This window comes from Cellulosilyticum sp. I15G10I2, from assembly GCF_900095725.1.
GTDB lineage: Bacteria > Bacillota > Clostridia > Lachnospirales > Cellulosilyticaceae > FMMP01.
Genome location: NZ_FMMP01000017.1, coordinates 49,793 through 74,264 on the forward strand (window position 1 = coordinate 49,793; position 24,472 = coordinate 74,264).

At 35.3% G+C, this 24,472-nt stretch carries 19 protein-coding genes; 15 read left to right on the forward strand and 4 right to left on the reverse strand.

Annotated elements, in window-relative coordinates; genetic code table 11:
* The first annotated feature begins 77 nt into the window (after positions 1–77).
* The 3 genes from BN3326_RS16500 (at position 78) to BN3326_RS16510 (ending at position 3,835) form a co-directional block, all read left to right on the forward strand.
* Positions 78–2,216 carry a hydantoinase/oxoprolinase family protein gene (locus BN3326_RS16500; RefSeq protein WP_070000363.1) on the forward strand — a complete coding sequence of 713 codons (2,139 nt, stop codon included), beginning with the start codon at positions 78–80 and terminating at the stop codon, positions 2,214–2,216.
* Between the two features lie 11 nt (positions 2,217–2,227).
* Complete coding sequence (locus BN3326_RS16505; protein WP_070000364.1) at positions 2,228–2,878, forward strand: hypothetical protein; 651 nt, start codon at positions 2,228–2,230, stop codon at positions 2,876–2,878.
* Between the two features lie 111 nt (positions 2,879–2,989).
* Positions 2,990–3,835, forward strand: coding sequence for an alpha/beta hydrolase (locus BN3326_RS16510; protein WP_083258838.1), 846 nt, complete (start codon positions 2,990–2,992; stop codon positions 3,833–3,835).
* A 63-nt stretch (positions 3,836–3,898) separates the two neighbouring features.
* Here the strand turns inward: BN3326_RS16510 and BN3326_RS16515 are convergent, their stop codons facing one another.
* Positions 3,899–4,303 (reverse strand): bacteriohemerythrin, encoded by a 405-nt coding sequence (locus BN3326_RS16515; protein ID WP_070000365.1) that lies wholly within the window; start codon positions 4,301–4,303, stop codon positions 3,899–3,901.
* A 341-nt stretch (positions 4,304–4,644) separates the two neighbouring features.
* Between BN3326_RS16515 and BN3326_RS16520 the strand changes: the two genes are divergently transcribed.
* The 11 genes from BN3326_RS16520 (at position 4,645) to BN3326_RS16570 (ending at position 18,881) form a co-directional block, all read left to right on the forward strand.
* Positions 4,645–7,065, forward strand: coding sequence for a S8/S53 family peptidase (locus tag BN3326_RS16520; RefSeq protein WP_070000366.1), 2,421 nt, complete (start codon positions 4,645–4,647; stop codon positions 7,063–7,065).
* A 75-nt stretch (positions 7,066–7,140) separates the two neighbouring features.
* Positions 7,141–7,938 carry an SDR family NAD(P)-dependent oxidoreductase gene (locus BN3326_RS16525; protein WP_242876018.1) on the forward strand — a complete coding sequence of 266 codons (798 nt, stop codon included), beginning with the start codon at positions 7,141–7,143 and terminating at the stop codon, positions 7,936–7,938.
* 224 nt (positions 7,939–8,162) lie between these two features.
* The gene (locus BN3326_RS16530) at positions 8,163–9,068 is read left to right on the forward strand and encodes an AraC family transcriptional regulator (RefSeq protein WP_070000367.1); all 906 of its coding nucleotides are present in this window, start codon (positions 8,163–8,165) and stop codon (positions 9,066–9,068) included.
* Between the two features lie 30 nt (positions 9,069–9,098).
* A complete protein-coding gene (locus BN3326_RS16535) occupies positions 9,099–10,100 on the forward strand; it encodes a uroporphyrinogen decarboxylase family protein (protein ID WP_070000368.1) in 1,002 nt (333 codons plus the stop codon).
* A 282-nt stretch (positions 10,101–10,382) separates the two neighbouring features.
* Positions 10,383–11,387 (forward strand): substrate-binding domain-containing protein, encoded by a 1,005-nt coding sequence (locus BN3326_RS16540; protein WP_070000369.1) that lies wholly within the window; start codon positions 10,383–10,385, stop codon positions 11,385–11,387.
* 73 nt (positions 11,388–11,460) lie between these two features.
* Positions 11,461–12,978 carry a sugar ABC transporter ATP-binding protein gene (locus BN3326_RS16545; protein WP_083258844.1) on the forward strand — a complete coding sequence of 506 codons (1,518 nt, stop codon included), beginning with the start codon at positions 11,461–11,463 and terminating at the stop codon, positions 12,976–12,978.
* 2 nt (positions 12,979–12,980) lie between these two features.
* A complete protein-coding gene (locus BN3326_RS16550) occupies positions 12,981–13,985 on the forward strand; it encodes an ABC transporter permease (protein ID WP_070000370.1) in 1,005 nt (334 codons plus the stop codon).
* A complete protein-coding gene (locus BN3326_RS16555) occupies positions 13,958–15,127 on the forward strand; it encodes a uroporphyrinogen decarboxylase family protein (RefSeq protein WP_070000371.1) in 1,170 nt (389 codons plus the stop codon). Before BN3326_RS16550 ends, BN3326_RS16555 begins: the two co-directional genes overlap by 28 nt.
* A 213-nt stretch (positions 15,128–15,340) precedes the next feature.
* On the forward strand, positions 15,341–15,778 hold the full coding sequence (locus tag BN3326_RS16560) for a histidine kinase (RefSeq protein ID WP_070000372.1): 438 nt from the start codon (positions 15,341–15,343) through the stop codon (positions 15,776–15,778).
* Between the two features lie 14 nt (positions 15,779–15,792).
* Positions 15,793–17,394, forward strand: coding sequence for a helix-turn-helix domain-containing protein (locus BN3326_RS16565; RefSeq protein WP_070000373.1), 1,602 nt, complete (start codon positions 15,793–15,795; stop codon positions 17,392–17,394).
* Positions 17,395–17,399: 5 nt separating this feature from the next.
* Positions 17,400–18,881, forward strand: a complete 1,482-nt coding sequence (locus tag BN3326_RS16570; RefSeq protein ID WP_070000374.1) for a sensor histidine kinase — start codon at positions 17,400–17,402, stop codon at positions 18,879–18,881.
* 535 nt (positions 18,882–19,416) lie between these two features.
* Here BN3326_RS16570 and BN3326_RS16575 read toward each other — a convergent pair.
* Positions 19,417–20,169 (reverse strand): copper homeostasis protein CutC, encoded by a 753-nt coding sequence (locus tag BN3326_RS16575; protein WP_070000375.1) that lies wholly within the window; start codon positions 20,167–20,169, stop codon positions 19,417–19,419.
* A 233-nt stretch (positions 20,170–20,402) separates the two neighbouring features.
* On the opposite strand from BN3326_RS16575, the gene BN3326_RS16580 reads away from it, so the two are divergent.
* On the forward strand, positions 20,403–22,172 hold the full coding sequence (locus BN3326_RS16580) for a methyl-accepting chemotaxis protein (RefSeq protein ID WP_242876019.1): 1,770 nt from the start codon (positions 20,403–20,405) through the stop codon (positions 22,170–22,172).
* A 285-nt stretch (positions 22,173–22,457) separates the two neighbouring features.
* Here the strand turns inward: BN3326_RS16580 and BN3326_RS16585 are convergent, their stop codons facing one another.
* Both BN3326_RS16585 and uxuA read right to left on the reverse strand, forming a co-directional pair.
* Positions 22,458–23,306 carry an SDR family oxidoreductase gene (locus tag BN3326_RS16585; protein ID WP_070000376.1) on the reverse strand — a complete coding sequence of 283 codons (849 nt, stop codon included), beginning with the start codon at positions 23,304–23,306 and terminating at the stop codon, positions 22,458–22,460.
* Positions 23,307–23,312: 6 nt separating this feature from the next.
* Positions 23,313–24,362 (reverse strand): mannonate dehydratase, encoded by a 1,050-nt coding sequence (gene uxuA, locus BN3326_RS16590; RefSeq protein WP_070000377.1) that lies wholly within the window; start codon positions 24,360–24,362, stop codon positions 23,313–23,315.
* Positions 24,363–24,472: the final 110 nt, after the last annotated feature.

Below are 24,472 nucleotides of genomic sequence, written 5' to 3' on the forward strand. Positions count from 1 at the left end.
TAACCTATGCACTGCTTTTAAATTTGAAAATACTAAGGAAGATGACTTCCTTTTAAATATAGAGTGGAGGCTTTTTTATGAATAAAAAAGTAAGAATAGGCATAGATGTGGGCGGTACATTTACCGATGCAGTTATTATTGATAATGCGGATTATAAGGTGCTGGCAAAAATGAAAATACCAACGACTCATGAAGAGGGGGTTGCAGTTGGGGTAGTTAAGATTATTTCAACGCTTATGAAAGAAAATCAAATTGAGCCCGAAGATGTTATGTTTATTGCCCATGGCACAACTCAGGCAACCAATGCACTCTTAGAAGGTGATGTTGCACAGGTAGGAATCATTGGTATGGGAACAGGGGTAGATGCAAGAAGTGCAAAGTCAGAAACAAACATAGGGAATATTGAACTTGCACCAGGTAAATACTTAAATTCGTCTAATGCTTTTATTGATTCTGTAAGTGTAAATGATGAGATGATAGAAGCAGCTATTTGTGAACTGCTTGATAAAAAGGCTCAGGTTATTGTAGCATCGGAAGCTTATAGTGTTGATGATCCTGAAAATGAACTCAAGGTTATGGCGTGTGCGGCTAAAAAAGGTTTATATACTACAGGAGGCCATGAAATTTCTCAGTTATATGGACTGAAGATGCGGACACGTACAGCAGTAGTCAATGCAAGCCTTATTCCTAAAATGATAGAGACAGCTAACATGACAGAGCAAGCGGTATTAGATACAAAGATTAAGTCCGGCCTCATGATTATGCGCTGTGACGGTGGGGTAATGAGTATTAATGAGGTGCGTAAAAGACCTATTCTTACGATGCTTTCGGGCTTAGCGGCCGGGGTAGCTGGTGCACTGATGTATGAGAAAATTTCTGATGGGATCTTTTTTGAGGTGGGGGGAACCAGTGTAGATATTTCTGTTATTAAAAATGGAAAAGTTATGATCAAATATGCACAAGTCGGCGGACATAAAACTTATCTACAATCATTAGACGTACGTACTCTTGGGGTTGCTGGGGGAAGCATGATTCGTATTAAAGATAAAAAAATGATTGATATCGGACCTAGAAGTGCACATATTGCAGGCAAAAATTATGAGTGTTTTACTCCGGAGGATGCTATTACTGAGGCTTCGGTTCAGTTTGTAAGTCCAAGGGCAGATGATCCTTGTGAGTATGCAACAATTGTGGCCCAAGATGGTAAAGAGTATTCATTAACACTTGCAGGTGCTGCAAACTTGCTTGGCTATGTACCAAAAGATGACTATGCTTATGGCAATATAGGATGTACAAAAGTAGCTTGGTCAGCATTAGGAGATTATCTGAGCATAAGCGCTAAAGATGCGGCAAAACAAGCTATGGACATTGCTATTAAAAAGTTAGCAGTTGTTATTAATGATTTAATAAATGAGTATGAACTTGACCGTAAGTTTATTACCCTTGTTGGCGGAGGTGGAAGCGGAGCTGTTATTGTCAATGCTCTCGCTGGGCACTTTAACTTTAAATGGAGAATTGCCCAAAATGCACCTTATATTTCAACCATTGGCGTAGCCCTCGCTATGGTACGTGAACAACTGGAAAGAACGATTGTTAACCCAACCGATGAGGATATTAAGAAAATCCGTGCAGATATTATTGAAAGAATTGTAAAATCAGGTGCAAACGAGGAAACAGTTGATGTATCTATAGAAATTGATGCGCAGAAAAATATTTTAAGAGCAGTTGCCACGGGCGCAACGGAACTGCGTAAAAAAGACCTTAATGCTAATCAGCTTGGGACAGAACAACTTAAAAGTATTTCAGCTGAAGCTTTAGTTGTAGATAAAGAGCAGGTTCAGCCTATCTGCAATACAGGCAGATGGTACCTTTTTGAGGCAAAGACTTCTAAAAGGATACTCTTTGGACTTGTTAAGCTGAAAGGGAAGAGTTGTTGTGTAATCGACCGAGAGGGTGTTGTACGTCTCAAAAAAGAAAAGGCTGAGTATATCAAGTTTAAAAAATCTGAGCAGAAACAATTATTTAATACTTTTTTAGATGATAATACAACCTATTCAGATGCCAATGCAACGATCCCAAAAGTTTTTCTTTTTTACAAGGAAAAAATGCTTGATTTAACGGGGATGCAGACGGCAGAACAGCTTTATTCGATTATGGATGTTGAAACAGAGATTATGAGCGCTGATGAAGAAATCATTGCAGTAGCTTATAAATAGGAGGCATGATGATGAATATAAGTGATGAGATTCTTGCTTTATGTGAGCTTTCCAATGATTTGCTTTTTCATAAAATACCTCGACATAAATATAGTTATTATATTAAAAGTTCATTGAATGCCGGTAAACAGGCTGCAAAAGCGTATTTGGGAGAAGACATCCGAGAACTTTATAAAAAGAATGGGCTCGTTATTGAGTATTGTGAAACGACAAATAGTTATTGCGGTGTTAAATTTAGAGCTCAAGTTACGATGGGGAAAGAAGAAACTATTGTAACTTTATATACCAAGTCACTCAATGAATTTGCACAGTATAGTTCCTTTGAGGGAAATGCTTCGATAGCTTATGAAACTGCACTGGATGTCCATTTATGCCATGAGTTTTATCATTTTCTTGAACATAAAGCCAATACGTCTGTATCAGAGACCTTAGATTCAGTCGAAACGATCAAGCTGCCTTTTTTTACACGGAGGGCACATATTAATAGATGCAGTGAAATAGCAGCACATGCTTTTGCGCAGGAAATGCTGGGATTAGACCATCTGCCTAACATTTACGATTATATTTATCTTGTGAATACCTCGCAGATATCAAAAGAAAATTTTGATAAGATGATAGTAGAGTTTGGAGAAAAGCTATTTGATATAAACTTATCAAACTAAAAAATAAGTGTGCTAGACTAAGCTATAGAAAGAAAGTAAAATAAGAAGTATAGTAATTGTGAGGCATAATAGTGATAAATACTATGAGATAATTTTGCCAGGGGGGAAACTATGATTAATGAAGTTATGTGTTTAAAAGAAGCGTTTAAGGGACTCTCAGATTCGGACTATAATCCTACATTATCTGCTTATATTGTGGCCAATAGCAATGATATACATCCAAATTATAAAAGACCTAGTGTCGTCATTTGTCCAGGAGGCGGATATAGGCTTACTTCAGACAGAGAAGCAGAGCCAGTGGCTCTTAGATTTGTAGCAGCGGGGTTTAACGCTTTTGTTTTACGATATAGTGTGGAAACAAATAAGTACCCTGCGCAATTGCTGGAAGTATCCGCAGCGGTAGCTTATATCAGAAAGATGGCAAATAAGTGGTCTGTTGATGAAAATAAAATTATAGTATGTGGTTTTTCGGCAGGGGGACACTTAGCAGGTAGCTTAGGGGTGTTTTGGAATCAAAGTTTTATAAGAGAAAAGTTAGGGCTTGAAGCGGGTGAAAATAAGCCTAATGCTATGATTTTATCTTATCCCGTTATAACAGCTGGAGAGTTTGCTCACCAAGGGTCCTTTAACCATCTTTTGGGACCAGAAGCATCTCAAGAACAAAGAGATACACTTTCTTTAGAGAATCATGTCAGCGTGAATACACCGCCGACTTTTATATGGCATACATTAGATGATACTACTGTACCGGTAGAAAATGCACTGCTTTTTGCAAGAGCCCTTAGAGAAAAGAATATTTTGTTTGAGCTGCACATTTATTATCAAGGGGTTCATGGATTGTCCTTGTGCGATAAAACCACAGCGCATATTGAAAAGCCAGAACAGATTAATCCTCATGCTGCGACATGGTTTAATTTAGCTCTGGGGTGGCTGCATGAGGTACTGCAAATAGTCTGAACGTTAGTAAGTACACAATAGTTCATGATTGTTAAGAGTCTATTTAAAGATAAAATGACTGTCTTAATGGCAGTCATTTTTTTGTAAGAATTGTGCTAATGCGCGATCTTCTTGAGTGATGTGATTTATCAGCCATTCAAGTACAAGCAACTTTAATCCATCAATAATATGATCATTTAAACCATGTTCTGAAGCCTTGTTATACAGGCGATAAAGTTGTTTGATAAAATAGCTGTGTTCATCTCTATGATGTGTAAAATTTTTATAGTGATTTTTAAACATAACGGCTTCTTCGTGGCTGAAATGCTGGATAACATAATTGCTCAGAAAGGACCAAACATTCTCAATGGCTTCTAAATCCGTTGTATTACTTAAATCAAGTATCATACCTACTTTGTCAAATATACTTTTATGCTCTTCGTCAATATGTTCAATACCTGTCTTAAGGTCATCTGTCCACCATAACAATTGCAACACCTCCTTTTTTAATATTTTCCATTACTTTAGTGTATCATAATTTGTGCATATATACTAGATAATATTAATTCCCGTGCAGTCACATGGTTTAATTTAGCTCTAGAGTGGCTTCAGGATGTACTTAGAATAGTCTGAAACAATTTATTATCAAGGTATATTATACCTAAAAGGCCAATATAATATAAGAGAACAAATGCTCAAAGTCTAGAGGAATAGATTTTGAGCATTTTATTATTTATTGAGGTGATTTATAAGAAATCATATGAGAGGTATGAGACGTATTTTAATAATAGAGAAGTACCCAATGTTTTAATGAAAGGGGGGAGGACGTTATGAAATTCATTGTAGAGCATGATGAAAAAGAAAATGGTTACTTAGGGCAATATGCAGTACACATAGAGTATCTGGGTTTAAATTATAAAGTAATAGAGGTAGAAGAAAAATACGTATCATGGCTCAGAGGGATAACAAAGTATATAGAGCCTAGTTTTAATATTGAGCTCTGTAAAAAAGAAGAATACATAAGCGAAACTATTTTAAATAGTCAGGATATGGTTTTAGTTTCTATAGGTACTAAAAGTTCAAATAAGCGAATAGATGCCCATTATAATATGAATACACATACTTTTGAACAAAATAGTACTAGAAAAGATACCCAAGGATGTAGATGGATCAATTGCTATAGCCCTACTCAAAAGATAGATGCTGCAACGTATATCTGGTGTATCAGATACTTAAGAGATATTGCTAATGAATGGCAGAAGCCAATAATCATTTACGCTAATATCTATGTACCTGATGAAGCGTATAGATACAGGGCGCTTACTTACAAAGCTGTTAATAGTTATTTATCAGATATAGATGGCGTACTTATTACTAAATGTGCTAAAGCAGACATTTGTAAGTATTATTCACCCTCTCAAAAGTCTTATGAATTTTACTTAGATCATATCATTTATCTTAATGATTCTTTAGAACAAGCCATTACAAAAGCTATGCCGTATTTATATACTTCTCATGATCACTTTAGATTTAAAAGTATGTATAGGGACGATAGGCAAAATAGTGTTTTGTTTGAAGATGTTTTTTATCAAACGATAGTCCCGGACCAAGAAATATACATACCACTTAATTTGGGGAATTTTAGAGAGCCGGATGATTATGAAGCGTTAGGTTTAAAGCATATTCCGCTAATAGGTGATTATGGCATGTTGTATGCTAAAAAAAGTGTATTCGATGAACTAGGCGAAGTGCTAAGAATGGAGGTATCACACCCTTTTTATGTACCTATTTTAAGCTATTCACCTTGTGATAAAAATAGTATCACTCCAAACTTTTCTTATAGTGTGGCCCCTGAAAATTTAAAATATAGAGGTAAAGGGGTATATATAGGGATAATAGCCGTGGACGATGTAGATTATACCGATGAGGCACTGCTTACTCGAGAGGGAAAAAGCAGAATAGCCTGTATATGGCAGCAAATAAGGGCGGATGAGGGCGTGTATTGGTATAAAGATCAAATAGATGAGGCACTTTTAAGTGAGGCACCGGGGGAAATGATTAAACTTCCAGAAGGGGAGAGCAGTAGTACAGTGATGCTGGGGATTGCAGGCGGAAGAAGCAATGAGCCTAATTATAGTGGGGTTGCTACAGAAGCAGAATTTTTGGTAGCAAAAGTGAATACAGCACCAGAAGTTCTTCAAAGGTTGTATGGTGGGATGCCTTGTGAAGGGGCAATTACGATGGCAGATGCTCTTGTTGGAGCGCTGAAACTTATAAACTTTGCAAAAGAGAAAGAAAAGCCTCTTGTGTTATGCATACCTTTCAATGGTAATATTGATCCCCACGATGGCTCACTTATTCTTTATCAAATGTTAGGACAGATAGCCCAGAGGGAGTATCTCACCATTATAATACCAGCAGGGGAAGAAGCGGATAAGATGCATCATTATAGCCTAAAAGGGAACCAGCCAGCTACGACAGCTGTTAATATAAGAGTACAAAGGGAAAACCAAAATATAGTTGGTATTATTTATCAAAAGTTCGTGAATATTTTTACAACTATTTTGTATCCGCCGGTAGGGCTGGGAGGAGAACCTATCGATTTAAAGATAGCGGGTGTTACCCGCTTAAGAGGAGCTACGATTTATTCCAATGGGTATAAAATCAGTTTTTTAAATGGGGCAATTAGAATACTATTCAGGATTAATAATCCGCCAGTAGGAGAGTGGAGAATTGAGATAACGTCAGATACTGAAGTGTTAAGTCAAATAGATATCTGGATCTCTCAACAAGATCTTAATGAGCATATAACACTTAACCCTGCTAGTCCTTTTATTACAGTAGGTTCGTTGGGAAATACTAATAATGTAATGACTGTAGGAGGGTATGATAAACAGAGTATGGTAGTACTTAGAAGTTCTGGGAGGGGTTATAGCTGGGATAATAGAGTGAAACCGCTTTTTATAACTGATGCAAGTAATATTATAGCACCTTGTAAACAGGGAGAATGGGTTGCTGTAACAGGGACTTTAGCAGCAGCAAGTGTTATGTTAGGTGCAGCGGCAACGCTTTATTGTAAATTTATTGATGAACAGGTTTTTCCTTTTCCTAATACATTAGTTATGAATAGCATGATACTTAGTACGGTTAAACAACTTGACGGCGTAGAGTATCCTAATCCAAGTCAAGGTTATGGGATATTCGATATACAAACACTTAACGCATTACTTAGTATTCCTTATATTTTATAAGTAGCCAAGAGCCAGTGACTGCATAAACAGTCTTCTGGCTTTTTTATTGCTTTTTTCTAAGCTGGGTGATATAATTTGGGCAATTATTATATTTCAGTGTGTTTTACTGAAATAAGGGAGGTGTTTATCGTATTTGATTTATCCGGACATACAGGTATTGTTACAGGAGCTTCCAGTGGAATAGGCTATGCAATAGCCAATGCATTAGCAGAGGCGGGGGCGGTTGTTTATGCGATAAGCCGTAGTGGTAAAGTAAAAGATGATAAGGACGGTGTGCATCCGAATGTGATACATCAAGTCGGAGATGTCTGTGACTATCCTCATATGACAAAGCTTATAGAAGAAATTGGAGAGATAAAGGGTATTGATTTTTTGATTAATAATGCGGGTATTACGGTTAAAAGACGGGCGGAAGAGTTTTTAGATGAAGATTTTGATCGTATTCATAAGGTGAATGTCAACAGTGTATTCAAACTCAGCTGCCTTTGTTATCCCTATCTCAAAAGATCTCCTTATAAGGGGCGTATTGTTAATATTTCAAGTATGGCTGCACATTTGGGTTTTTCGGAGGTGGTACCGTACTGCTCGAGCAAGGGGGCGGTACTAGCTATGACCAAGGGGCTTGCTGTAGAGTGGGCTAATGATAATATTACTGTAAATTCTATTGCACCGGGATGGTTCCCGAGCGAAATGTCAAAACAAGTGATGACACCTGAACGCAAGGCTAAAATATTAGGACGCATGCCGGTGCATGCTTTTGGTGATACAAGAGATCTTGGGGCAATGGCGCTTTTTCTTGTGAGTGGTAATTCAGCTTATATTACGGGTCAGGATTTTGCTGTGGACGGTGGAGCCTTGGCTTATGGTTTCTAAATAGAATAGCCTATTCCACATCAAGGCTATGGTATACTTGACTTGGAAACACTTAATAAATTACTTTCAATACCTTTTGTTTTATAAAATTATAGAAACCAGAGACTAATTAAAAACAGTCTCTGGTTTTTTAGATGCAATATAATATGAAAGACGTTAGGTATCAATAGGGTATATGTATTATACTAGTATCATAAATAAACTATAAGTTTAGGAGAATACCTATGAAGGGAAGAGAAGAAAAAGAATTGGTATATCGTCTGCTGGAAAAGGAGTATTCTGTTTTTTATAATTTGCTTAATCAACAAGAAATTACACTACATTGGCATAAGCATTATGAGATTTTATACCTTGAAAAAGGTGTTGTAGAACTTATATTGAATGGAGGGGCCGTTTTATTTAGAGAAAAAGAAATGATACTGATTAATGCTTATGAGTCTCATAGTATAAAAGCATTTGAAGAGAGTAAATTTTTAGTTATGCAATTTAAGGCAGAGTTTTTGGAAGAAGAGTATTGTAAGCTTTTTAAGATGAAATATTTAGTAACTTTCTTAAATAATATCAATATTAAAGAGCGTATTGTTAAAGAAAATAGTATGTTTGAAAACGATATTATGCAGATACAGGAAGTATTATATAAGAGGCCAATAGCTTATGAAATATGTATAAGGGCTAGTATTTTAAAGATTATTTATAATCTTATCCAAGAAAAAATAATTTGCATTCCAGATATAAATCGGATAGACTATAAAAATTTAGATATTATAATGCAGGCTATAGACTACGTGCAGAATAATTTAGGGAACAAAATAGAGGAAAAAGAAATTGCAAAAGTATTAGGCTATAATCAGTCTTATTTTTGTAAGATGTTTAAAGAAATTATGGGACAAACTTTTATGGAATATGTTTTGTATCTAAGGATCAGTGAAGCAGAAAAAAGCCTTATAAGTACAGAGAAGAATATCACTGAGATTAGTTTGGAATCGGGATTTAACAGCCTATCCTACTTTAACAGAGCATTTAAAAAGAAAAATAATATGTCTCCTATAAACTATAGAAAAGCAAAAAACAAAAATAGTTCAAATATAAGTGAAATGAAGGCAAGTAAATGGGAGGGGAATATTCTATAATAAGGGAAAACATAGAGTGGGGTGGGCGAAATGAATTCCTATGAAAGAGTGATGGCTAGGCTGCAGGGCAAAGAAGTTGATAAAATTCCTAACCTAAACATTGTGATGGCATTTGCTGCAAAGTATATCAATATACCGTATAGTCATTTTGCGGCAGATTATAGATATTTAGTAGAAGGCAATATTAAATGCTGCGAAGCATTTGGAATAGATGTCGTAACGGCTATGTCAGACCCTTGGAGAGAAGCCCACAGCTTTGGAGCTAAGATTATCTTTCCGGAAGACGATATCCCTTACTGCAATGAAAAGCTTATTAAAGATTATGCTATTGTAAAAGATTTAAAAGTGAAAAGTCCTTTTGAAGATGAAAGGTTATTAGATCGTATTCGTGCGATAGAACTTTATAAAAAGGAAGTCGGAGGTAAATACCCGATTGTAGGGTGGGTAGAAGGCGCCCTAGCAGAAGCGGCAGACCTTAGAGGGGTAAGTGAACTGATGATGGACTTGATTTTAGAACCTGAGGCGGTTACAGAACTTTTTGAAAAGATTTATGAAGTGCAATATGCATTTATGAAAGCTCAAGTAGAAGCGGGAGCTGATATTATCGGGATAGGTGATGCAGTAGCTTCTCTAATAGGTCCTGAACTTTATTGCCAATATGCATTGCCCTACGAAAAAAGGATTATCCAAGATATTCACAAGTTGGGAGCTCAAGCAAAGCTTCACATTTGCGGAAATATCGAACCTTTATTAGAAGATATTGCAGCAGCTGGTGCAGATATTGTAGATATTGACTGGATGGTGAATTTTGAAAAAGCAGTTGAGCTCTTTAAAGGAACTAGGACCTGTGCTTGTGGTAATATGGACCCTGTAGCTGTATTTCTAAAAGGTAATAAAGAAATTATTACAAGAGAAGTAGGTAAGTGCATGGCAATGGCTGATGAAAAAACACTACTTGCGGCTGGGTGCGAAATACCAAAGTATACAAATTTTGAAAACTTGAAGTTAATGAATAGTATGCTTTATATTTAACAGAAATGCAAAAAGTATAGATTACGAAGATGGCGTCTCTTTATAGAGGTCATCTTTTGTTATATCTATAGAGTAGTAATATTTTATTCTTTTAGTAATATTTTAAGCTATAACAAAAATGATAGCAAATACGGATTAAGATAACAATTTGGTGTAAATATTTAATATAAATATTAAGTATTTACAATTTTTTTTATAGAATTATACCAGTATAATAATGTTAGATACAAAAACAAGTTTAGGAAATAATATAATATCTAAAAAGAAAATGGGGGAATCAAAATGAAAAAGATTTTTGCCTTAGTGATGTCAGTAGTATTAATGTTAGGTATGACAGCATGTTCAAAACCAGCAACAGCACAAACTGGAGAATCAGATAAAGCTGAAGTGACTCAAACTGATAAGAAAGACCAACTCTATATAGAAGTTTCTGCACTTGGAAACTTAGACTATTTTTATGATCATAAGATGGGAATGGAAAAAGCAGGAGAAGAACTTGGTGTTAGAACTGAATATGTTGGGCCTGCAGAATATGATATGAATGCTATGGTTTCGGCTTTTGAACAAGCAATTGCTAAAAAACCAAATGGTATTGTAGTCGTAGGATTTGAACCTTCATTAGATGCTATCGTTAATAAAGCTATTGATGCAGGAATCCCAGTAGTTACTGTAGATGCAGACCTTCCAACTTCCAAAAGACTTGCTTTTGTAGGAACAGGAAACATTAATGCAGGCAGAATGGGCGGAGAGAAGATGGCAGAGATGATAGGTCAAACAGGAAAAGTTGCTATTATGACTAAACCAGGACAATCGAACCTTGAAGAACGTGTGCAAGGTTATCAAGAAGCATTTAGTAAGTATCCTGGAATCGAAGTGGTACAAATTGCGGATACACAGTCAGATCCAGTTGTGGCAGCACAGGCGGCAGCGAGCTTATTACAAAAATATCCTGACCTTGCAGGTATTGCATGTGTTGAAGGAGCAGGTGGTGCTGGAGCAGCTACAGCAGTAAAAGAAGCAGGACTCAGCGGTAAAGTAAAAGTTATAGCAATGGACAGAGGAAATGAAGTTATTCAAGCTATTGAAGAAGGAACTATTTCGGCTACAGTAGCACAACAAACAGCTCTAATGCCTTATTATGCAACACAAATACTTTATAATTTAAATAATAGTAAGGTACAAATAACAACAGATAATGCTGCGGCAGGGGTACTTGGTATTCCAGCAGCTGTTGATACAGGTGTAGTTATTGTTGATAAGGATAACGCGAAATATTTCAAAAGATAGTCTTTCTATTAGCCCAGAATCTTTTCTGGGCTGACTTAAATAAATACATCAACATGGAAAGCAGGTGAATACGGTGAGTGAATACATGCTTGAGGCGAAGGGGATTATTAAAACCTTTCCGGGAGTAAAAGCACTAAGTGGTGTAGATCTTAGAATCAAAAAAGGAGAGGTCCATGCTTTAGTGGGAGAGAATGGTGCTGGAAAAAGTACACTGATGCTTACACTTGGCGGGATCTATAAGCCTGATAGCGGTACTATTTATTTAGATGGAGAAGAAGTTCATTTCGATTCTCCAAATGATGCTAATCAAAAAGGAATTAGTGTAGTATATCAAGAGTTAAGTCTTATTCAAGGATTAAGTGTGGCAGAAAACATTTTTGCTAACAGGCAGCCTGTTAAGATGGGAAACATAATAGATGTTAAAACGTTACATAAGAATACAAGAGAGATGTTAGCTTTATTTAATGCAGATCATATTGATCCAGCTATGCTTGTAAAAGAATTATCAATAGCTAATCAGCAAGTAGTAGAGATCCTTAAGGCGATGTCATTTAATCCTAAGATTCTTGTCCTTGATGAGCCAACTTCATCTTTAACAGAGGCTGAAGTTAAACAGCTTTTTACAAATATAAGAGTGCTTAAGTCGAAAGGCATTTCTTGTATTTATATTTCGCATCATTTGCATGAAATATTTGAAATAGCAGACACAGTGACAGTCCTCAGGGACGGACAGTATGTAGCAGATGCACGGATAGAAGATATTGACGAAGAATTTTTGGTGACTAAAATGGTAGGCCGAAAGATAGAAAACATTTTTGGGTCTAGATCAGAGGAGGCAAAAATAGGAGAAGTACTCTTTGAGGCACAAAACATCGGCAGAAAAGGAGCTTTTAAAAATATCAGTTTTAATATAAGAGCTGGAGAGATAGTCGGGTTTGCAGGACTTGTAGGAGCTGGAAGAACAGAGGTCGGCAGGGCCATTTTTGGAGCAGAGCCTATAGATACAGGTAAGTTATGCTTAGAGGGCCAGGAGATAAATATAAAAACATGCAAGCAGGCCATTGAAAAAGGGATTGGGTATTTAAGTGAAGATAGAAAGACGCAAGGGCTGTACTTAGAATTTTGTATCAAAAATAACTTGCCAGCTAATCGTTTGTCGAAGTTTTCAGAGAAAGGTTTTCTAAAAGAAGACCGTATTGAAGAAAATGCACATAGCGTTGTCAAAGCATTTGGTGTAGCAACCCCGAGTGTTCATCAGTTTATTAAAAACTTATCCGGAGGCAACCAACAAAAAGTTTTAGTTGCCAAATGGGTTGGCATTTGTCCAAAGCTTCTTATTGTAGATGAGCCGACAAGAGGCGTAGATGTAGGCGCAAAGAGTGAGATTTACACTATTTTAAGAAATCTTGCAGCCAAGGGTGTTGCCATTATGGTGATATCTTCTGACCTGCCAGAGGTGCTTGGGATTACAGATCGGGTGATTGTTATGAAAGAAGGACAAATCGTTGGGGAACTTGGAAGACAAGAAGCCAATGAAGAAAAAGTTATTGCCCTGGCAGCAGGCATAGGCAAAAGTAAGAAGGGAGCATAAAGATGAATGTTATAAAGAGAATGACTAAACAAAGAGAGTTTATGATCTTTGCGATTGTCTTGGGCGTATTTATTATAATGAGTTTTGCCTCACCCTATTTCCTGGGGACAGGAAATATGTTGGCGCTTCTCCTAGGATTATCTATAGAAGTTTTAATTGCAGTAGGTATGACTAACCTGATGGTTTCTGGTGGTTTTGATATGTCAGTTGGATCAGTTGTTGCATTTACTGGAGCAATGACAGCTATGCTTATCACAAAAGGGATGCCTGTTGTAGTAGGCATATTAATAGGTATAACTATAGGCGGATTAGTAGGTTTATTCAATGGCTTTATTATAGCTAAAATAGGGATCAACCCTTTTGTAACAACGCTCGCAAGTTTAAGCTTATTTAGAGGATTAACTTTAATAATATCAAAAGGACAAAATATTTCAGGTTTAGGAGAAGCTTTTAATGCTGTTGGACAATCTAAGTTATTAGGTATTCAACTGCCCATTTGGTATGCGGTAATACTCGTTATCATAGGAGATATTTTACTTAGAAAGTCGCGGTTCTTTAGACAGAGTTATTATATAGGCGGCAATGAAAAGGCTGCTAAATTATCAGGAATAGATGTAGATAAGATTAAAATATTAAATTACGTGATAGTAGGAGCCTTGGCAGGTTTTGCAGGAATCGTTATGACATCAAGGCTGGGTGCTGCAGCGGTTACAGCTGGAACAGGGCTAGAGTTAAGAGTGATAACAGCAGTTATTATAGGCGGGGCAAGTTTGCAAGGTGGAGAAGGTACAGTTGTAGGTGCTTTTCTTGGATCACTGCTTATGGCACTTATAACAAATGCCTTAACGCTCTTAGGTGTAGATGTCTACTGGCAAACCTTTGTTATTGGAGCAACGTTACTTATCGCAGTACTTATAGATCGAGCTGGTAAATTAAGAAAAGAAAAAAGTGAAAGATTAGCTAAAGAGGGGGCAAAACTATGCAATACACAAGCTTTGAAAGAGTAAAGATGGCACTTGAACATAAAGAATCGGATAAAATACCCTTTGACCTTGGGGCAAGCGTCTTAACAGGTATTAATAAACATAGTTATATCAATTTAAGAGACTATCTTGGATTACCCAAAAAAGAAATTGAACTCTGTGATGTCATGCAGCAACTTGCAAGAGTTGATGAAGATGTAATAGAAAAATTAGGTGTAGATGTAAGATGTGTTGATCCAACGCCTCCTTTAGAAAAAGGATTAGCTAAAGATATGGAAGAACGTGGTGAGTATTATGAGATGAATGATGAATGGGGAATCGGCTGGAAAATGCCTGTTAAAAACGGTCATTATTTCGATATGATTAAACGACCACTTGAAACGATAGATACAATAACTGATATGGAAAACTATCCATGGCCAAACCCAGTAGACCCAGGCAGATTTGCGACACTTAAAACAAGAGCTGACAAATATGTATATGAAGATAAAAAAGCTTATATATTAGGAAGACAGTATGCAGGTATATGGGAGACGGCGCTGTGGATGAGTGGTTTTGAGAAATTCTTCTGTGATATGCTTGCAGAGCCTGAGTATGCCCATGCTTTAATGAACAAAATTACAGAATTAAAGATGATGTATTGGGAAAAAGCACTAGAAACAGTGGGAGATAATGTACTTATCATATCAGAAGCTGATGATCTTGCGACTCAAAACAGTCTGCTTTGTTCAGTGGATTTATACAAAGAAATGGTGCATCCTTATCATAAAAAATTATTTAGTTTTATAAAAAGTAAGGCTAAAAATAAAGTTCATATCTTTTACCATACTTGTGGTGCAGTAAAACCACTTATTCCTTATCTGATAGAAGAGGGCGTAGATATCTTAAACCCTGTTCAAGTTAATGCACAAGATATGGATACAAAACTGCTCAAGAAAGAATTTGGCAAAGACATGACTTTTTGGGGCGGTGGTGTAGATACACAACATGTATTACCTTTTGGAACACCTCAGCAGGTAAGAGACGAAGTTAAAAGAAGAATTGAAGATCTTGCTCCTGGAGGAGGATTTATCTTTGCGGGTGTTCATAACATTCAAAGTGATGTTTCACCACAAAATTTCATGGCCATGTGGGAAACACTTCAAGAATATGGAATATATAAGTAAAGTATAATCATGAGCTAATACAATGGTTTAGAAGATAAAAGATAACTATAAGTGAGGTTTACTTATAGTTATCTTTTGTAGTATAAAAATAAAGTTTCCACATACTTATAAACTTTACAAGGGAGGTTGAGGATATAAATACAGCTATATTAAAGCTGCAAATAGTGTATAATTATTAATATAATTATATCGAATGACCATAGGGGGATAAGCGTGTATAAAGAAAGATTGAAAGAGTTAACTCATAGTGTTCTTCTTGATGCAAGCCAACTGGCGTTTATAGAAGAAGCACCAAAGACATTTAATCTACTAGATTCATACCTGAAGTTTTTTAGATATTTATCCAAGGAAAAAGAGAAAGAATGTCTTGACTATGAAATAGAAGTAATTGAACACTATATAAATATCCAAAGAACACATTATGATTTTAATTTTGAGGTGGCTATTGATAAAGATAAAATGCTTAAAACCATATTTATAACTAAATCAAGCTTAATTGCTTTCTTTGATAAATTACTAATCAATATATTAAGTCAAGAAGAAAAATGTAAAAGGATGGCATTAGAATTTGAAATTCAAAATGGGCAAGTTAAGGTTATTCTAGAAGTTTCATATTTAAATAAGGCTGAAATATTTAGTGCTTTATTATAAAAGGTGGGGGATATATGATTAAGCTATTAATAGTTGATGATGAGCCTTTATCTCTATATGCTATCAGGGCTTTGGTTAATAGAAGATTTCCAGATGTAAGCATAATAGGAGAGGCAAAAAATGGACAAGAGGCTGTGAATCTATATAAGATGCTTAAACCAGATATGCTTATTATAGATATTAAGATGCCTATATTAAATGGCATAGATGCTTCAAAGCAGATATTAGAGGAGTTTGAAGAGGCTAATATCTTAATACTTACAGCGTATGATAGCTTTAATTACGTACAAAATGCACTTAATATGGGGGTGAGAGGCTATCTGCTTAAACCTATAAATGATCAAGATACAGTAGAAAAGATAAGATCATTAATAAACACCATTAACTATAAAAAAGAAAAAAATAATAATGATGGCACCTTAGAAGAAAAAGTGAATAGCATTAAACCCCTTGTGCAGAAAGAACTTATATCCCAGATGATTTATGGCAGTATAAAGCAAGAAGACTTAAAAAACTATGCAGCTTTTTTTCAGTATAATATTAATAAGGGCTACTTTATGTTAATAGGATTTAAAAAAGATATTTCGTACAATTCTGGAGATGAAATACAAATTAAAAATATTAAAAGCAAAATTTTGCAGGGGATAAAAAATTTAGTGGTAACAATGAGAAAGTGTATAATAGGAGACTTTGTTGGAAGGGGAATCCCCTTATGGTTTCCGGTGGATGGAAATGAAAATAGTGAAGAGATTTGTAAGGAGTCTAAAAAAATTGGGGAAGAAATAAAAAGAAGGATAAGCGTAGTAGCTAATGTTCCTGTAGGAATAGGAATAGGAAATGTAGCAACTTCTATAGAGTTTTCTAAAGAATCTTATAGTGAGGGGTATTTAGCTTTAAAAGCTGCTCTAAAATGTAATAATGTTATCCATTATATTGAAATGAAAGAGAGCTTAGCAAAGGAGAATATAAGATATCCGGTTCAACTTGAAGAAAAACTTATAGATTTAATCAAGGTAGGGGATATAGTACAGTCAAAACAAGTTATAGAAGATATTCTAGAGGGAGTATTTAATGAGTTTTCTGAAATGAAAGATATAAAAGAGTATTTATCACAGCTTTTATCTATCGTTAAGAGAACGATGCTGCAATTAGGGATTGGAATTAATACGCTGACAATGATAGGAACAATGGATGATCTTACGCATTTAAGTGATATAGCAGAAATAAGGATCTGGAGCAGAAGAAACTTATTTAATATTCTCCAGCTTATAGAAGAAATACAGGATTTGAAAGAAAAGATGATTTTTACAAAAATACATAGTAGTATTCATAAAAATGTTTTTGCAGATATCTCATTAGAGTGTATAGCGCAAGAAGTTGGAATTAGTCCACAATATTTAAGTAAAATATTTAAAGAAGAAACAGGTATGAACTTTATAGACTATGTAACAGGCAAACGAATCAGTTATGCAAAAAAACTTTTAGACAATAAGGATAAAAGTATAAGAGAGATAGCTATAGCAGTAGGGTATTCGGATTCGAGTTATTTCACAAGGATTTTTAAAAAGATTGTAGGGCTTACGCCAAAAGAATATAGAGAGTTTGGTATGAGGTGATAAAAATGAAGAAACCTAGTATAAAAGGCCTTGATATCAAAAGCTTTAGCTTGAAAAAGCAGTTGTTAGTTTATTTCTTTATTATTATACTCATTATGTCCTTGACTAATATTTCCTTTCTTTATAAAACTCAGCTTTACTATGAAAGCTTTGATTCTATACTAAGAAGAGCAGAAAAAATTGATGAGGTATCCGTTGCGATAGATAATATAGTTAATATGGTTGTTGAGTATTTATATAATACAGAACAAAATAATTTAGGGAATTATGAGAAAGAGTATAATAAAGTAGTAAATAAACTTAAGGAGATTCAAACATCTGATAATGAGAAAATTTACTATAAGGGTAGGGACATCCTCAGCATGGTTGAGACCTTTAATGAAAAAAAGGTCAGATTTATTCAGTTAGCGGAAAAAGAAACAGAACGTATTTATATTGATAAATACGTAGAGGAGCTTTATAGATTAAGCGGCTATATGCAGAGTGAAGTGAAGATTTTGTTAGTGCTACAAATGAGAGATGCGCAAAGTTATTATGCCGGTTTGGAGCGAAATCTTATTATAGGAGAAAATATTATTTATCTCTTAATGTTTTTTATTACGCTGTTATGTTTTATATTTGCTATAAGATTTTCTAGAAATATTGCTATGCCTATCCATAAGTTAGCTATTATGTCAAAAGAAGTGGCAGAAGGAAATTTAGACATTGAACTGATTGACATAAAGACTGGAGAAGAAGTAAGTATTCTTGTGAAGTCTTTTAATAATATGGTTATTAGACTCAAACAACTGATAGAAACTATAAAACAAAAGGGGCAGATAGAAAATGAATTAAAACAAGAACAAATCAAAAATTTAGAGGTATCTCATTTACTTAATAAAACAGAACTGGATTTGCTGCAGTCTCAGATTAACCCACACTTTCTCTTTAATACACTCAATAGTATTTCTGCTCTTGCAGAGATTGAAAGTGCCGAGCAGACAAAGCTCATGATTAAAGAACTTTCTAGTTTGCTGTGGTATAACTTAAAAAGAATAAGTATGAATGTCACACTAGGAGAAGAATATAAGGTTGTAGAGAGCTATCTGTACATTCAAAGTAAGCGATTTGGAAATAGATTCTATTTTGATACATATCTAGATTCAAAGGTCGAAAACTTTACTATACCCAGTATGATCCTCCAGCCCTTTGTAGAAAATGCCATCATACACGGGCTAGAGCCTAAAAGTCATGGAATATTAGAAATAAGTGTGAAAGATGAGGGGCAATGCATCCGAATAATCATACAAGACGATGGTGTAGGCATGGATGAACAAAGGCTACAAGAAATTGTTTGTACAGAGCCAAGTGGACTCACTAAACATAGAGGGATTGGCATTAATAACGTTATAAAAAGGCTTAATATAGCTTATGGAACCAATGTAGTGCAGATAGAAAGCGAGCTTGGGAAGGGAACGAAAGTCACTATATTACTTCCTAAAGTGTAAGTGGGTAAAATAATCCTGCTAATAACTTATTATATTTATTTATTTTTATAATAAATAAATAAAGAATGACTATGACCTTATAGATAAAGGGAGTGGTCATTTTTTAATGAGATAAGGAGTTTTTAATATGACTTAAAGAAATAGTTATGATATATATTTATAAACTAAAGTAGTGTATGTCATATTAAATAGTAGAGATTTACCAAGGTGTATGCGCAGTGCTGTAGTTGTCGCAGCAGATATGTACAAATAAAAGAGGATAGCAGCTAAGAAGGAGGCGTTAGAAGTGTATACACCGACAAAGAGAATAAACAAGTTCTTTACGAGTAGTACTCAGCGTAATAAAGAATGGATAACTAAGCTCAAGAATAACAATCTACTAAAAAATATTTATAGGGGTAGGTATCTGTATCTGTTAATAGCCCCTATGGTGATATGGCTTATATTATTTAAGTATAAACCACTATATGGGCTACGAATTGCATTTAAAGACTATAGTTTATTTAAAGGTATTGATGGGTGGATTAAAATAAATCTAAAGATGAATTCTATTTATGATATCTTTAACTTTCTCAATTTCAAGCCAGTCTGTTTCCCAAATAGTATATTCGGATAAGATAGGTAATCCCATAGTTACTGTTTGAGGCCTATAAAGCATCGGGCTTTCTTTCTCTTTCTTGCCGGAAAGATGATAGGCTTTTGCATGAGTTGTCTTTACTATTTCTTCAATGTTACTAGAATTTAATCCGCTGCCTACTAATATTTCAACTTGATTTCCTGCTTTATTTACAAGTTCTTTAATACAGGAAGCACCTTGGATACAGGTTTGCTGCTGACCTGATGTAAGAATTGTGTCAATTCCAAGGGATTTTACTTGTTCAAGCGCTTCAAAAGGATTTTTACATACATCAAATGCTCTATGCAAGGTGATATGCAGTGGTTTTGCAAGATCAATGAGAACTTTTAAGCGTTCAATATCTAGGTCGCCGTTTGGAGTTAAAATGCCAATAACTATTCCTTTTGCACCATGTTCTTTTGCAACTTTGATTTCTCGCTTAATATATTCGAACTCAAATGGTGTATAACAAAAGTCCCCAAATCTAGGCCTTATAAGCACATGCAAAGGGATATCTACTGATGCGTTAACTAAATCAATTAAGCTTGATGTAGGAGTAGTGCCGCCTATTATTAGATTACTGCATACCTCCAATCGTGTTGCTCCGCCTTTTTGTGCAGCTAAAGCTGATTCTACGGAGTCCACACACACTTCTAATGTGATTTTATTCATTGGATTACCTCCTGTTATTTAAAATGATTTTTTTAAGATTATAGTGATAATCTCTTTAGTTTATAATAAACAATAATACCATACATTTATATAATATATTTAAAGAGAAAAATATTTTCTAAATAGGCTCATTTTATTTATTGTTTTTGAAAGTATCATAGGGTCTCCATCTATAAAGTTATTGTAATAAAATGTCGATAATTAGAATGAAGACATGGAGGGAGACATACATAATGAAAAACTCATTAAAACAAGCTAAAGGATTAGCTATTAGGACGAAACTTATTTTGGTAACAGAGTTATTGTTAATCATACCAGTACTTGCTCTAGGCTTAGTAAGCTATAGTGTTGCGAAACAAGAACTTGAAGAGAGCGGGAAGGTTCTTCTGAAAAATAGTGTAGAGATGACACTGCAAGTTATTGAACAAAATCAAATACTTGTAGATGGAGGGAAGCTAACACTAGATGAGGCGCAAGAAAGAGTTAGAGAATATATGCTGGGTGAGAAAGATGCCGATGGGACAAGACCGATTAATAAGAATATAAATCTTGGAGAAAATGGCTATTTACTGGCCTATACACAAGAAGGTATTGAAGCAGCACATCCTACCCTTGAAGGTAAGAATGTACTGGATGCTCAAGATAAGAAAGATGGTTCGTATTTTGTGAAAGAACAGATCAGAATAGGAAATGAGGGAGGAGGCTATCTAACTTACTGGTGGACACTTCCCAATTCGCAAAAAATTTCTGATAAGGTTGCTTATCAAAAGACTGATCCGCACTGGGGTTGGGTTGTGAGTGCTGGAACTTATATGAATGACTTTAATGTAGGTTCAAGTAAGATTTTTATTACAATGATTATGATGCTTTTAGGCGTTATAGTTATAGGATCTATAGTTATTATAATATTTGCACAACACATAGCTGTTCCTATTAAAAAGATTGGAAAAGCTGTAGATGCTGTAGCCTCGGGTGATCTATACATACAGGATTTGGGTATAAAGAATAGAGATGAGATTGGGAGACTTAATGAATCATTTAATATAATGGTGAAAAATGTTAATGAGCTCATAGGTTCTGTGAAGAATTCAGTGGATGTAGTATTTAAATCCTCAGAACTATTAGATAGTATCGTTGATGAAAACACAGTAACTATTAATGAGGTAGCAGTTTCTGTTAATGAAATTGCACAAAGTTCAGAGGAACAAGCGAGAGGGACAGAGCATGGTGTTATGAGAGTCAAAAGTTTATCAGAAAGAATAGAGCAGGTAACAAAGCTTACAGTAAAAACTGATGAAGCAGCAGCTGCAACAAGCGGTATAAGCAGCAAAGGATTAGAGGCAATTAAGATCCTTACGAATAAATCAGAAGAGAATAGCAAAGCGGCACAAAAGGTTAATGAAATCGTACTGGAAGTTGACAGAAGCTCTATAGAAATCAGTGCCATTGCAGAGGTTATTAGTCAGATATCTGATCAAACTAATTTATTAGCTTTAAACGCTGCTATAGAAGCTGCAAGAGCTGGAGAACAAGGGAGAGGATTTGCTGTCGTTGCTGAAGAAGTAAGAAAACTGGCGGCCCAATCCGCCATGTCTACTGGCAAAGTTAAAGAGTTAATAAGTGAAATACAGGAGAGGTCAAATGCTGCTGTTAAAGCTATGGAAGAAGGCGGAGCAATAGCTAAGGAACAAAATGATGCCGTAATAGAAGCTAAGTCTATTTTTAATCAGATATTAGAAGCTTTACAAGGTATTACAGAAGATATACGTAATATTAAAGGATATAGCTTTGAAATGGAAAGAGAAAAAGATGAAATAATTCATATTTTAGAAACACTTTCGGTTGCAACAGAACAAAATTCAGCGGCAACAGAAGAAGTTTCAGCTGCGACAGAAGAACAGTTAGCTAGTATAGATGGCATTGTTTCGCATACGCAAGATTTAAAAGAGCTTGCCGGGCAGCTTAAAGAAAAGGTGAGCGTATTTAAGGTTACACAGATATAAGGGAAATATTACAAGTATAATATACTCTAAACAAGATATACTAACTATGTAAAACCAAATATGAATGTAAGTAGTAAGTTATATGAAAATATAATTACAAAAGCATTCATCCTTAGGAATAAGCTGCAAGGTTTCATTAGGCACTTATCGGCCTAAGAGGTACTAAGATCAACATAACTTACTATAATAAGGAAGTTGATCTTAGGGTAATGGTTTTATAGTAATAAAAAAGCTACTTAACATCATATCAAAATATGACGTTAAGTAGCTTTTGTGTTTTGGTTTTTATACGCCAGAATAAGCGCTGAAACCGCCATCAACAGGAATAACTACGCCTGTTACAAAGCCAGATGCTTCATTAGAAAGTAAATATAAAAGCGTTCCAATTAATTCTTCAGCTTCACCATAACGGTTCATAGGAGTAGCATTAAGAATTTTTTCGCTACGTACTGTAGGGGTACCATCTTCATTAAATAATAATTTTTCATTTTGTGCAGTTACAAAAAAACCGGGAGCGATTGCATTGACTCTTATGCCTGATTTTGAGAAATGAACGGCAAGCCATTGCGTAAAGTTGCTAATAGCTGCCTTTGCTCCAGAATAGGCGGGGATTTTTGTAAGAGGTGTAAAGGCATTCATCGAAGAAACGTTTAAAATGGTGGCATCTTTTTTATCTAACATATCTTTTGCAAAGACTTGTGTAGGAATGAGTGTGCCTAGGAAATTTAAATTAAATACAAACTCTACCCCAGCAGTATCAAGATCGAAGAATGTAACAATATCTTTATCTATATCTCCTGGGAAATAATATTCGTTTGTAGTGGTGGCTTTAGGGCTATTGCCTCCAGCACCATTAACTAAAATATCACATGGTCCTAAATCACTTGAAACAGCAGCGTGTACTTGTTCAAGATCGGCCTTATCAAGTACATTGGCTTTGTAAGCTTTGGCGATATAGCCTGCAGAAGTTAGTTCATCTGCAAGTTTCTGTGCAGCTTCTAGATTAAGATCAAGAAGAGCAACTTTTGCACCACACTTAGCAATAGCCTTTGCAAACATACCACAAAGCACACCACCAGCTCCAGTTACAACAACAACTTTATTAGTCAGATTAATATTAAAAGGCAGATTCATAGTTGATTACTCCTTACTTGTTTTTGAAAGGGTTTCCCATATACCTGTAAGATACGCAGCACCTAATGCTCTATCAAATAAACCATAGCCAGGTCTTCCGGTTTCTCCCCAGATCATACGGCCGTGGTCAGGACGTACATAACCATCAAAGTTGTTTTTGTGTAAAGCTTTTACAATCTCAACAATATCTAAAGAACCACAAGGTGAGAAATGAGCAGATTCTTCAAAGCTTCCGTCATCAAGAATTTTAACATTACGTATATGCATAAAGTGGATTCTGCCCTGAGCGGCATATTTATCTACCAGCTTAACCATATCATTGGTTTTGGCGCAGCCAAGTGAGCCGGTACAAAATGTTAAGCCATTGTATGTGCTATCAACGAGTTTTAAGAAGCGATCCAAATTCTGTTCGCACGTAATAAGTCGTGGTAAGCCAAAAATAGGCCATGGCGGATCATCAGGGTGAATAGCCATTTTAATATCATTTTGCTCTGCAACAGGAATAATTTGTTTTAGGAAATATTCAAGATTGTCCCATAATTTTTCTTCGTCAACCTTTGAGTAAGCATCAAATAATTTTTGAAGATCTTCTTTTTTATAACTTGAGTCCCAGCCAGGGAGAGATAATTCGCCTGTGAGCGGATCCATTTTTTCAACCTGATCTTTATAGTAAACAAGAGCTGTAGACTTATCTTCAAGCATCTTATCAAGCTGTGTTCGTGTCCAGTCAAATACTGGCATAAAGTTATAGCAGATGACTTTGACGCCTGCTTTTGCTAGACGGCAGATGTTTTCTTTATAGTTTTCGATATATTGGTCACGAGTAGGCAGTCCGAGCTTAATATCTTCATGAACAGGTACACTTTCAATAACATCAAACTTAAGTCCTGATTCTTCCACCTGATTTTTGAGATTTATAATACTTTCATTACTCCAAACCGATCCGACTGGAACATCATAGATTGCAGTAACAATACTTTCCATATTAGGGATTTGTCTAATATAATCAAGAGTTATTGCATCATCCATACCGTACCATCTAAATGATAATTTCATAAATAACCTCCTCTTTAAATTTATTGCGTGGTTGTATTTCAAGTATAACAAGTATAAAAAAATAATCCTAGTCTATAAAAGACCTTAAACTTGCAAAAATTGCTCATAAT